The 11,612-nt window shown below is 60.9% G+C and carries 12 protein-coding genes; 7 read left to right on the top strand and 5 right to left on the bottom strand.

Features of this window, described 5'->3' with window-relative positions; translation table 11 throughout:
• The first annotated feature begins 26 nt into the window (after positions 1-26).
• Both mscK and selO read left to right on the top strand, forming a co-directional pair.
• Complete coding sequence (mscK, locus tag GKKCFE_RS00830; RefSeq protein ID WP_339491401.1) at positions 27-3,389, top strand: mechanosensitive channel MscK; 3,363 nt, start codon at positions 27-29, stop codon at positions 3,387-3,389.
• A gap of 37 nt (positions 3,390-3,426) precedes the next feature.
• Positions 3,427-4,890: a protein adenylyltransferase SelO gene (gene selO / locus GKKCFE_RS00825; RefSeq protein WP_107321425.1), complete on the top strand. Its 1,464-nt coding sequence runs from the start codon at positions 3,427-3,429 to the stop codon at positions 4,888-4,890.
• Between the two features lie 124 nt (positions 4,891-5,014).
• Here selO and GKKCFE_RS00820 read toward each other — a convergent pair whose 3' ends face one another.
• The 4 genes from GKKCFE_RS00820 to GKKCFE_RS00805 form a co-directional block, all read right to left on the bottom strand.
• On the bottom strand, positions 5,015-5,416 hold the full coding sequence (locus tag GKKCFE_RS00820; protein WP_076382957.1) for a helix-turn-helix domain-containing protein: 402 nt from the start codon (positions 5,414-5,416) through the stop codon (positions 5,015-5,017).
• Entirely contained in the window at positions 5,413-5,709 is a 297-nt protein-coding gene (locus GKKCFE_RS00815; protein WP_076382959.1) for a type II toxin-antitoxin system HigB family toxin, read from the bottom strand. The genes GKKCFE_RS00820 and GKKCFE_RS00815 overlap by 4 nt, the downstream gene beginning before the upstream one ends.
• Before the next feature lie 165 nt (positions 5,710-5,874).
• Complete coding sequence (locus GKKCFE_RS00810) at positions 5,875-6,156, bottom strand: hypothetical protein (protein ID WP_047225931.1); 282 nt, start codon at positions 6,154-6,156, stop codon at positions 5,875-5,877.
• A gap of 165 nt (positions 6,157-6,321) precedes the next feature.
• Positions 6,322-7,227 (bottom strand): LysR family transcriptional regulator, encoded by a 906-nt coding sequence (locus GKKCFE_RS00805; RefSeq protein WP_188252209.1) that lies wholly within the window; start codon positions 7,225-7,227, stop codon positions 6,322-6,324.
• Positions 7,228-7,383: 156 nt separating this feature from the next.
• On the opposite strand from GKKCFE_RS00805, the gene ycaC reads away from it, so the two are divergent.
• Together ycaC and trxC are read left to right on the top strand one after the other, a co-directional pair.
• Positions 7,384-8,010, top strand: coding sequence for an isochorismate family cysteine hydrolase YcaC (ycaC, locus tag GKKCFE_RS00800; protein WP_047225933.1), 627 nt, complete (start codon positions 7,384-7,386; stop codon positions 8,008-8,010).
• A 173-nt stretch (positions 8,011-8,183) separates the two neighbouring features.
• On the top strand, positions 8,184-8,606 hold the full coding sequence (gene trxC, locus GKKCFE_RS00795; RefSeq protein ID WP_173407460.1) for a thioredoxin TrxC: 423 nt from the start codon (positions 8,184-8,186) through the stop codon (positions 8,604-8,606).
• 122 nt (positions 8,607-8,728) lie between these two features.
• On the opposite strand, the gene GKKCFE_RS00790 is transcribed toward trxC, so the two are convergent.
• Positions 8,729-9,499 (bottom strand): ParA family protein, encoded by a 771-nt coding sequence (locus GKKCFE_RS00790; protein WP_047225935.1) that lies wholly within the window; start codon positions 9,497-9,499, stop codon positions 8,729-8,731.
• A gap of 359 nt (positions 9,500-9,858) precedes the next feature.
• On the opposite strand from GKKCFE_RS00790, the gene GKKCFE_RS00785 reads away from it, so the two are divergent.
• The 3 genes from GKKCFE_RS00785 to GKKCFE_RS00775 are packed head-to-tail and all read left to right on the top strand — an operon-like array spanning position 9,859 to position 11,604.
• On the top strand, positions 9,859-10,578 hold the full coding sequence (locus GKKCFE_RS00785; RefSeq protein ID WP_076386490.1) for a beta-ketoacyl synthase chain length factor: 720 nt from the start codon (positions 9,859-9,861) through the stop codon (positions 10,576-10,578).
• The gene (locus GKKCFE_RS00780; RefSeq protein ID WP_047225936.1) at positions 10,554-11,363 is read left to right on the top strand and encodes a lysophospholipid acyltransferase family protein; all 810 of its coding nucleotides are present in this window, start codon (positions 10,554-10,556) and stop codon (positions 11,361-11,363) included. Before GKKCFE_RS00785 ends, GKKCFE_RS00780 begins: the two co-directional genes overlap by 25 nt.
• Positions 11,344-11,604, top strand: a complete 261-nt coding sequence (locus GKKCFE_RS00775; protein WP_047225937.1) for a phosphopantetheine-binding protein — start codon at positions 11,344-11,346, stop codon at positions 11,602-11,604. Before GKKCFE_RS00780 ends, GKKCFE_RS00775 begins: the two co-directional genes overlap by 20 nt.
• The last annotated feature ends 8 nt before the right edge of the window (positions 11,605-11,612 follow it).

The raw sequence follows: 11,612 nt of genomic DNA, 5'->3' as shown, positions 1-11,612 counted from the left end.
CACTTTCACTTGCTCGACCGGTCTCTATGCCTACCCTGCGCTCCTTTTTAACCATTGCCCTGCTGGGCCTGAGTCTTTCCGTCTGCCCACTGCAAGCCGCCGAACCGCTCACCAGCGCTTCGGTCCAGGCCAGCCTGGACAAAATCGCTGACCGCAAACTGCCGGAAGCCGAGCAGAAGGCCTTGCAGGAGACCCTGCAAAAGACCCTGGCACAGCTCACCAGCAAGGCCGAATACGAGCAGAAGCTGGTCGATCTCAAACAGCAGCTGGCCAGTGCCCCCAAGCAAAACATTGAAAACCAGCGCGAGCTGGCCCGGCTCAAGAGCACCCCCGTGGTGCCGGTGGCACAGCGTTACGCCAACCTGCCGGTGCCCCAGCTCGAACAGATGCTGACGGACCGTTCCACCCAGCAGAGTGACCTGCAAAAAGCCCTGGCCGATGCCAACAGCCTGATCATCACCGCCCAGACCCGCCCCGAGCGCGCCCAGGCCGAAATCGCCAGCAGCCAGACCCGCATCCAGCAGATCAACACCATCCTCAAGACGGGCAAGGATGCCGGTAAAACCCTGAACGGCGAACAGCGCGACCAGCTCAACGCCGAACTGGCCGCACTCAATGCCCTGATTCCGCTGCGGCGCCAGGAACTGGCCGGCAACAGCCAGTTGCAAGACCTGGGCAACAGTCAGCACGACTTGCTGACGGAAAAGATCGACCGCATGGAGCAGGAAATCCAGGACCTGCAGACGCTGATCAACCAGAAGCGACTGGCCCAGTCCCAGGAAACGGTGACCCAGCAATCCATCGAAGCCCAGAAGGCCGGCGGCAGCAGCCTGCTGGCGACCGAAAGCACGGCCAACCTGAAACTTTCCGACTATCTGCTCAAAAGCACCGACCGCCTCAATGAGGTCACCCAGCAGAACCTGCAGACCAAGCAACTGCTGGACAGCGTTACCCAGACCGACGCGGCCCTGGACGAGCAGATCAGCGTACTCAAGGGCAGCCTGCTGCTGTCCAAGATTCTCTACAAACAGCGCCAAACCCTGCCGCGCCTGGAACTGGACAAGAATCTGGCGGACCAGATTGCCGACATCCGCCTGTACCAGTTCGAAGTCAGTCAACAACGCGAACTGCTGAACAACCCAAGCGCCTATGTCGACAATCTGCTGGCCTCGCAGCCTGCCGAGCAAGTCACGCCGCAACTGCGCAAGACCCTGCTGGAACTGGCCCTGACCCGGGTCGACCTGCTGGAAAGGCTGAACCGCGAGTTGAGCGCGGTGCTTAACGAATCCATCACCTTGCAGCTCAACCAGAAGCAACTGCTCAGTACCGCCCAAAACTTGCGGGCGACCCTGGAAGAGCAAATGTTCTGGATTCCCAGCAACAAGCCGCTGGATTTCGAATGGATGCGTGGCGTGCCGGCGCGTCTGGAAAAACAGGTCGACTCGCTACCCTGGGCCTCGAGTCTCAGTGAGCTGGCGGACGGCCTGACCCAGCGGCCGCTGCTGTTCCTGCCCCTGGCGCTGCTCATCGGTGCACTGCTGTGGCGGCGCAAGAATCTGTATGCCCGACTGAACAAGGTTCACCAGGACGTCGGCCACTTCAAGCGTGACAGTCAGTGGCACACCCCCCAGGCGATTCTGATCAATATCCTGCTGGCGATGCCGGTAGCCCTGGCGCTGGCCCTGTGCGGCTACGCCCTGCAGATCGACGCCCGGGGCCAGAACGCCAACCTCGGCGCGGCGCTGCTGCAGATCGGCCAGGCCTGGCTGGTGTTCTATACCGCCTATAGGGTGCTGGCGCCCGGTGGCGTGGCCGAGTTGCATTTCCGCTGGGAAAAACCCCAGGTCGAATTCCTCCAGGGCTGGATCCGCCGGCTCGGGCTGGTGGTACTGGCGCTGGTCGCGGTGGTGGCCGTGGCCGAATTGCAACCCTCGGCCCTGGCCGACGATGTATTGGGCATGCCGGTGGTGCTGACCTGCTACGCCCTGATGGCCTGGTTGCTCAGCCGCCTGTTGCTCAGCAGCCCGACCCACCAGAACACCTCGCTGTTCCGCAAGGCCGTCGGGGTGATGTTCACCGCGCTGCCCATCGCCTTGTTCGTAGCCGTGTGCTTCGGCTACTACTACACCGCCCTGAAACTCAGCGACCGACTGATCAATACCCTGTACCTGCTGATGTTCTGGCTGGTGATCGAGGCCACCTTCGTGCGCGGCCTGTCCGTCGCGGCGCGGCGCCTGGCCTACCAGCGCGCCCTGGCCAAGCGTCAGGCGACCAAGGAAGCCGGTGATGGCGAAGCAGTGGTCGAGGAGCCGACCCTGGACATCGAAAAGGTCAACGAACAGTCCCTGCGCCTGATCCGCCTGGCGCTGCTGGGCGGTTTCATCGCCGCGCTGTACTGGGTCTGGTCGGACCTGATCAGCGTGTTCTCCTACCTGGACAACATCACCCTCTACGAGTACACCAGCGGTACCGGCGCCGCCATGAGCATGGTGCCCATCAGCATCGGTGACATGCTCGGCGCCCTGATCATCATCGGCATCACCTTCGCCCTGGCACGTAACCTGCCGGGACTTTTGGAAGTGTTCGTCCTGTCCAAGCTCAACCTGGCCCAGGGCAGCGCCTATGCCGCCACCACGCTGCTGTCCTATGTGATCGCCGGTATCGGCTTCGTCACCACACTGTCCACCCTGGGCGTGAGCTGGGACAAGCTGCAATGGCTGGTGGCCGCGCTCTCAGTCGGCCTGGGCTTCGGCATGCAGGAAATCTTCGCCAACTTCATCTCCGGGATCATGATCCTGTTCGAACGTCCGGTGCGGATCGGCGACACCATCACCATTGGCAACCTGTCGGGCACGGTCAGCAAGATCCGTATCCGTGCCACCACCATCACCGACTTCGACCGTAAAGACATCATCGTTCCGAACAAAACGTTCATCACCGGACAGTTGATCAACTGGTCGCTGACCGACACCGTCACCCGAGTAACCCTCAAACTGGGTGTCGACTACGGATCAGACCTTGATCTGGTCAAGGAACTGCTGCTCAAGGCTGCCCGCGAGAACCCTCGCGTGCTGAAAGAACCAGAACCACTCGTGTACTTCCTCAACTTCGGGGAGAGTACCCTGGACCATGAGCTGCGCATGCATGTGCGCGACCTGGGTGACCGCAATCCTGTGCTGGACGAGATCAACCGGTTCATCAGTCGCGAATTCAAGAAGCAGAACATCAGCATTGCGTTCCGGCAGGTAGAAGTTTCCTTGAAAAATCTTCAAGGCCTCGAATACAAGCTGACACCTGTCTTGCCTGGAGACAAAACCGCGACGCCTGAGCCTCCCCTCACGCCAGGGCCCAAGTCCTTGCCAGAGCCGCCGGCAGCCACCCTCGACTGATCGCGCGAAGCCTGCGGGCATCGCGCCGGAGACGGCCATGAAAACCCTGGAAACATTGACCTTCGATAACCGCTTCGCCCGTCTTGGCGACGGTTTCTCGGCCCACGTGCTACCCGAGCCCATCGACAATCCCCGGCTGGTCGTTGCCAGCGACCAAGCCATGGCATTGCTGGACCTGGACCCAGTCGAAGCCCAGGCACCGCTGTTCGCCGAGCTGTTCGGCGGACACAAGCTGTGGGCTGAAACCGAGCCCCGGGCGATGGTGTATTCGGGCCACCAGTTCGGCCATTACAACCCACAACTGGGGGACGGCCGCGGGTTGCTACTGGGGGAGGTATACAACGAGGCCGGGGACCACTGGGACCTGCACCTCAAGGGCGCCGGCCAGACACCGTTCTCACGCATGGGCGATGGACGGGCGGTATTGCGCTCCTCGATCCGCGAGTTCCTGGCGTCCGAAGCGCTGCACGCCCTGGGCATACCGACTACACGCGCCTTATGCGTGATCGGTTCCGACACCCCGGTATGGCGCGAAAAGCAGGAGCGCGCCGCCATGGTGTTGCGTATGGCGCCGAGCCATGTGCGCTTCGGGCATTTCGAATACTTCTACTACACCAAAAAGCCCGAGTTGCATGCCACCCTCGCGGAGCATGTGCTGAACATGCACTTTGCCGAGTGCCGCGAACAACCGGAGCCGTACCTGGCGATGTTCCGCGAAATCGTCGAGCGCAACGCCGAATTGATCGCCAAATGGCAAGCCTACGGCTTCTGCCACGGTGTGATGAACACCGACAACATGTCGATCCTGGGCATCACCTTCGATTTCGGGCCGTTCGCCTTCCTCGACGACTTCGACGCCAACTTCATCTGCAACCACTCCGACGACCAGGGCCGCTACTCGTTTAGCAACCAGGTGCCAATCGGCCAATGGAACCTCAGCGCACTGGCCCAGGCCCTGACGCCGTTCATCAGCGTCGAGGCCCTGCGTGAAACACTCGGTTTGTATTTGCCGCTGTACCAGGCCCACTACCTGGACCTGATGCGCCGCCGCCTGGGCCTGACCAGCGCCGAGGAGGATGACCAGAACCTGGTGGAGCGCCTGCTGCAATTGATGCAAAACAGCGGCGTCGACTACAGCCTGTTCTTCCGCCGGCTAGGCGATCAGTCCCCCGAACAGGCCGTCGCCGCCCTGCGTGATGACTTCGTCGACCTCAAGGGCTTCGACGCCTGGGGCGAGCTATACGTTGCCCGCGTCAGCCGCGAAGGCCCTGTCGATCAAGACCTGCGTCGCGTCCGCATGCACGCGGTGAACCCACTGTATGTGCTGCGCAACTACCTGGCGCAGAAAGCCATCGACGCCGCCGAAGCAGGCGACTACGAAGAAGTCCGCCGCCTGCACACCGTCCTGAGCAGGCCGTTCGAAGAACAGCCGGGCATGGACAGCTACGCGCAACGCCCGCCGGAGTGGGGCAAACATCTGGAGATCAGTTGTTCGTCGTAAAACCTTCAGTCTTGCGAGGGCAAGGCATGTGGGAGCAAGGCTTGCCCGCGATGAAAGCAACTCGGTCTTCCCCATAAACCGAGGAGCCTGTATCGCGAGCAAGCTTTGCTCCCACAGGGAAACGTCAAATAAAGGTTTCAACCGACACGCCGAAGCGCCCCGCCAGCCAGCGGATTTGCCTCAAATTGAGCTGGCGCTTGCCGCTTAACACCTCCGATACCACCGACTGGGTGCCGACGCCCGGCAAGTCGCTCTGGCTCATCCCATGCTCGCGCATCAGGTAGCGAAGTGTCTCGACGCCGCTGGCCTTGGGCATTGGCCGATGTTGGTGATCCCAGGCCTCGATCCATTCGCCGATGATGTCCACCAGGCTCATAAGGGGATGGGCTTCGTCTTCACCAATCAATTCCAGCAATTCATCGAGAGCTGCGACCAACCGGTCGTAGTCCTCCTCGTTCCTGGGTTTGCGCAGCAGGGGCGACACAAACTCCCAATGGGCGGCGACTTGTTCGATTAGTGCACTCATCCCTTTTCCTCCTTCCACTTGCCTCTGTCGTATTCCTGATGATCCAGCACGCATTTGATGTACAAGCGCTGAGGCCGATAGCGAACCACGGCAACCAGTCGCAATTTATTGCCACCAATATCGAACACATGTAGCGGACCGACCTTGTCGGTTGCGGGAAAAATGGATTTCATCGCAGCGAAGTCAGCCGGGCTGTTGCGTTTGATAAGCCGATACCATTGATCCAGCGAATTGGCGCAGCGCGGCCATTTTTCCTTGGCCTCCCAGATGCGCTTCTCAGTGATCACATGCATGCAATGTCCTTATCGCATTTTGCTATGGAGGAGTTAAACACAGATCGGACGCATCGCAAATTGCGATAGAGCCAAATAGACAGAAGGTTGCCGAAGTGTTTTTTTAGCCTAGTCACTCAAGGCCTCAAGACTTCGGCAAAAAATGTGAGCGGATGTGAGCCCTGCTCACCCCACCTTATCGTTGCCCTGCTCAGGCGTCTCGATGCCCGGTTCTGCCTCGCCACTCTCTGCTTCACCAGCCGGTTTGGCCGGCGGTTTTTTCTCGGGGTAGCCGGGCATGCCGCGGGCGTCTTCGGGAGTCAGTTCATCCCGTTCGTGGCGACGGTCGATGGCGTAGGACGGGGCGGCGTTCGGGTCTTCGTCGCGGCCGGCGGTGCCGAGTACGAAGCCGTCGTCGTTAGGGTTGGTGGGTGCCTGGGGGATAGTTGGGTCTTGAGGATTGCTCATGGGGCCTCCTGGGTTGCGAACAGGTGCTGTGTGTTTTTTGAGGGCCTGGGGCGTTTTCAGTGCGGCGCACCTGATGAATGGCAGTCTTGATAAATGTCCTGGGAAAATGCCTGGATCGTGAGTCCGCTCCCACAAGGGAAATCCGGTGGTAATGCTGCCTGCGCCCTACGCCATATCACTCTGGCTGAATTCTTCGGCCAGAAAATCAATCAGCGTGCGCACCGACGGCAGCAACCCGCGCCGGGAGGCGAAGATCGCATGGACGATCCCGCACTTGGGCGTCCAGCCCGGCACCAATTCCACCAGCCGGCCAGCAGCCAGGTCTTCGCGCACCACCACGGCGGGCAGGTGAGCGATGCCGATACCCGCCAGTACCGCGTGACGCAGGGCCAGCAGGTCATCGGTGACCATGCGTGGTTCATGGCGAATCAACGCGCTGGCGCCGTCCGGGCCGAACAATTCCCACTGGTATTCACGCTGCGCCGCCCCCCAGTGCACGCTCGGCAAACCGTGCAGGTCCGCCGGTGAAGCGGGTGAGGACAGGCGCTCGCGGTAGGCCGGGCTGCCTACCAGGCACTGGGTGCTGTTGCCCAGTACTTTCATGACCATGTCGGTGTTTTCCAGCGGCGGAAAGCGTACCCGCAACGCGATATCGAACCCCTCATGGATCAGGTCGACCCGGCGGTTGGTGCTCTCAATGAACAACTCCACCCGTGGGTACTTGAGCATGTAGCGGGTCAGCATCGGCCCGACCCAGCTGTTGAGCAACGCTGTCGGGCAACTGATACGCACCAGGCCCTGGGGCTCGGAGCGGTTGCGCTCGATCACTTCGGCCGCGCTCTCGGCCTCGACCCGCATCGCCAGGCAGCGCTGGTAGTAGGCCTGGCCGATCTCCGTCAACGAGCAATGACGACTGGAGCGATGGATCAACCGCACCCCAAGGCGTTCTTCCAGTTGGGCAATGCGCCGGCTGAGCTTCGATTTGGGCATGTCCAGCGCTCGGCCGGCGGCGGCGAAACCGCCGTGCTCGACCACTTGGGTGAAGTAGTAAAGCGTGTTGAGGTCTTCGATGATCGTTCTCCAAATAGAACGCTAAGGCTGATTTTTGCAGTCTAGCGCATCAAAGGTGCCAGTTTTAATCTATGTCCATCGCTTAGCAACACACCAACACTGAAAACTTTAACCACGCCGAACCGTTCGGCAGCCAAAACTTAGAGGACTAACGCCATGACCACTTCCTACAAGCGTCTCGACAAAGATAACGCCGCCGTTCTGCTGGTGGACCACCAGGCTGGCCTGCTGTCGCTGGTGCGTGACATCGACCCGGACCGCTTCAAGAACAACGTGCTGGCCCTGGCCGACCTGGCCAAATACTTCGAGCTGCCGACCATCCTCACCACCAGTTTCGAAACCGGCCCCAACGGCCCGTTGATGCCCGAGCTCAAGAGCCTGTTCCCGGACGCGCCGTACATCGCCCGTCCCGGCCAGATCAACGCCTGGGACAACGAAGATTTCGTCAAGGCGATCAAAGCCACCGGCAAGAAGCAACTGATCATCGCCGGCGTCGTCACGGAAGTCTGTGTAGCCTTCCCGGCACTGTCGGCCCTGGCCGAAGGTTTCGAGGTGTTCGTGGTCACCGATGCCTCTGGCACCTTCAACGAGCTGACCCGTCAATCGGCCTGGGACCGCATGTCCTCCTCGGGCGCGCAATTGATGACCTGGTTCGGTCTGGCCTGCGAACTGCACCGCGACTGGCGCAACGATGTGGAAGGGCTGGCGACCTTGTTCTCCAACCACATCCCGGACTACCGCAACCTGATGACCAGCTACAACACGCTGACCAGCGCGAAGTAACCGGCAACGCGTAACCCCTGTGGGAGCGAGCCCGCTCGCGATGACGGCAGGACAGTCAATGACGTATTGACTGTCAGGCCGCAATCGCGAGCAGGCTCGCTCCCACAAGTGTTTGCGGTGTGCTCTACACGGTGGTCAAATCTTTACCAATGATCTTTTCTGGAGTTGTCCCAATGCTGATCCCCTGCCCCCACTGCAACGGGCTCAACCGCATCCCCGCCGAACGCCTGGGCGATGAGCCCAAGTGCGGGCGCTGCAAGGCCCAGGTGCTGTTGAGCAAACCGTTCGAACTCAAGCAAGGCGACTACGCCAGCCAGATCAAGGGTGACCTGCCGTTACTGGTGGATGTGTGGGCCGATTGGTGCGGGCCATGCAAATCCTTCGCGCCCGTGTTCGAACAGGCCGCCATGCAACTGGTGGGTAAATGCCGCCTGGCCAAGCTCGACAGCGAAGCCAACCAGCAGCTATCGGCACAGCTGGGGATCCGCTCGATACCCAGCCTGATCCTGTTCAAGGACGGCCGCGAAGTGGCGCGCCAGAGCGGGGCATTGCCGTTGCCGCAGTTGATGAGTTGGTTGCGCGGCCAGGGGATTTGACCTCAGCACTGTGGGAGCGAGCCTGCTCGCGATAGCGGACTGCCTGGCTACCTCTATGTTGAATGTGCCACCGCAATCGCGAGCAGGCTCGCTCCCACAGTGGACTTGTATACGCCAGTCAATCAGGCGCTTTCCAGCAAGCTATGCAACTCCATGAACTGCTGGGTCAGCTTGTGCCGCGGGTCCAGATGGATCAGGGGCAAGCTCGCCTGATGGGATTCACGCATGCGCACCGAACTGCTCAGGTACACCGGCAAAACCGGCAAGCCTTCGGCAATGAGTTCGTCAAGGATCTGCTGCGGCAGGCTGGCCCGCGCCTGGAACTGATTGACGACGATGCCTTCGACTTCGAGCCCTTCGTTGTGGTCGTCCTTGAGTTCTTCTATTTCCGCCAACAGACCGTACAACGCCTGACGTGAAAAGCTGTCGCAATCGAAGGGAATCAGCACACGATCAGCGGCGATCAGTGCCGAAACCGCATAGAAGTTCAAGGCGGGCGGGGTATCCAGATAGATCCGGTCGTAATCCTCGCCCAGCTCTTCGAGCAACTTGCGCAGTTTGTTGATCTTGTGTTTCGCCTCAAGCTTGGGTTGCAGATCCGTCAGCTCGGCGGTGGCAGTGATGACGTGCAGGTTGTCGAACGGTGTTTCGTAGATATCCACCTTGTTCTTTTTCGAGAAGGGCCCGGACGACAGGGTTTGCTTGAAGAAATCGGCAATACCCATGGGGATGTCGTCGCCGGTAAGGCCCGTCAGGTATTGAGTCGAATTGGCCTGGGCATCCAGGTCCACCAACAGCGTGCGATACCCCTCGCTGGCACTGACCGCTGCCAGATTGCAGGCGATGCTGGACTTGCCCACGCCACCTTTCTGATTGAATACCACGCGCCGCATGTCAAAACCTCCGTGTATCAAAGATTCCCGAGTGTAGTAGGCCTCGATACCCCTTCGCTACCTTCGCTGCGGACGGACTACGACGCCGGAGGTTTTTTTCCACCCTTCAAGCATCAACTTGGCGCGAGAGTGACAGAAACGTCCGACAGACATACTCGTCATAATCGCGACAATGGCTCTTGTCTGCGCCTGGACGAACGAACCGGTACATTTCGCTGAGCAAAATGTAACCAGCATTTGCTACAAGCCAACCGCACCCGGATAATGCGCGCCACTTGGGTCGCAAGACCATGCAGGGTTGGACGCGGGTCAAACCACTGAACCGTGACAATAAAAGCCCGCAGGGGTGGGGTGTATTTGTGATCAATTTCAACATCGCCCAATGGCGCGCGTGGGCCCCTGGGCTCGAAAGCGTGGACGACTGGCAGGCATGGAGCCGACAGCCGGTCGTGTTGCCCGCCAGCGATGCCGCCCCTGACGTTTCGTTTCTGCCGGCCATGCAGCGCCGTCGCCTCAGTCGCCTGGCGCGGATGGCCTTCAGCGTGGGCTGGCCGCTGGCCGAAGGCCGGTCGAACCTGCCGTTGGTCTTTATTTCCCGTCACGGCGAAACCCCGCGTACTTTTGAGATTCTCAAGGACCTGGCAGCCAACCAACCGTTATCGCCGACTCAATTCAGCCTGTCGGTGCATAACGCCGTGATCGGCCTGTGGTCGATCCTGCGCGGCGAAACCAGCGAAATGACCGCCCTGGCGGCCACGGGCGACGGGCTGGAACACGGGATCCTGGAAGCCGTCGCGCTGCTGAACGAGGGAGCGGCGGCGGTGCTGCTGGTGATCACCGAAGAGCAGCCACCCCAGGTCTACGCTCCCTGGGTCAACGATGTGCCCTTCCCCTATGCAGTGGGCTTGCTGTTGACTCCAGGCGACGATTGGCAACTGGACCTGTCCACCCAGGCCGGTCAAAGGCCCGCCAGCGACTGGCCCCATGCCCTGGGTTTGTTGCGTACGCTGCTGAACAACCTATCCACCTGCCAACATGCCTGGAAGAATCGTGTATGGACCTGGCAACGCAACCGGTGAACGGTAAACATCGCGACGCCTACTACTGGCGCCTGATCGCGACTGCGGCAAGCTTCGTCCTGTTCGGGCTGGGCGGGCTGTGCCTGCGATTGCTGGTGTTTCCATTGCTGGCCTGGCTGCCCGGCGACGCCCAGGCCCACCGCCTGCGAGCCCGCCGCACTGTGGGGCGACTGTTCTGGTTCTTTATCCGTTTCATGGCCCGCACCGGCGTGCTCACCTATCAGATCGACGGCGCGGAGAAACTCGGTCGCCCCGGGCAAATGATCATCGCCAACCATCCGTCGCTGATCGACGTGGTGTTCCTGATCGGCCTGGTGCGCGACGCCAACTGCGTGGTCAAGCAAAGCCTGTGGGAAAACCCCTTCACCCGCGGCCCGCTGCGTTCGACCCAATACATCAGCAACGACGGCAGCATGGACATGCTCGATGCCGCCAGCGACGCCCTGCAGGACGGCCAGAGCCTGATCGTGTTCCCCGAAGGCACCCGTACTCGGCCAGGCCAACCGCCGGCCTTTCATCGGGGCGCAGCGGCCATCGCGCTGCGAGGTGCGAAAATCCTCACTCCGGTGACCATCAAGGTCAGCCCCACCACTTTGACCAAGGCCGAACCCTGGTATCGCATCCCTCAGCGCCGCGTGCACTTCAGTTTCCACGTGGGGGCCGATATAGATCCACAGGCGTTCGCCGCGCTCGGCCCTGCGCCGCAGGCTTCGCGCAGGCTCAACGATTTTCTGCATCACTATTACATCAAGGAGCTCGCCGAAGATGAGCGATCTGCACCATGACATCAAACAGCTGATCATCGACGCCCTCGGCCTGGAGGACATCAGCACCGACGATATCGGCGACCATCAGACCCTGTTCGGCGAAGGCCTGGGCCTGGACTCGGTGGATGCCCTGGAGCTGGGCCTGGCGATCCAGAGGGAGTACGGGATCAAGATCGATGCCGACGCCAAGGACACCCGCAACCATTTCAGCAATGTGGCAAGCCTTGCGGCCTTCGTCACTGCAAATCGCGTAGCCTGAGACCGGAC

Source organism: Pseudomonas sp. E141, from assembly GCF_052659885.1.
This window is presented reverse-complemented; position numbering and strand designations above follow the sequence as displayed.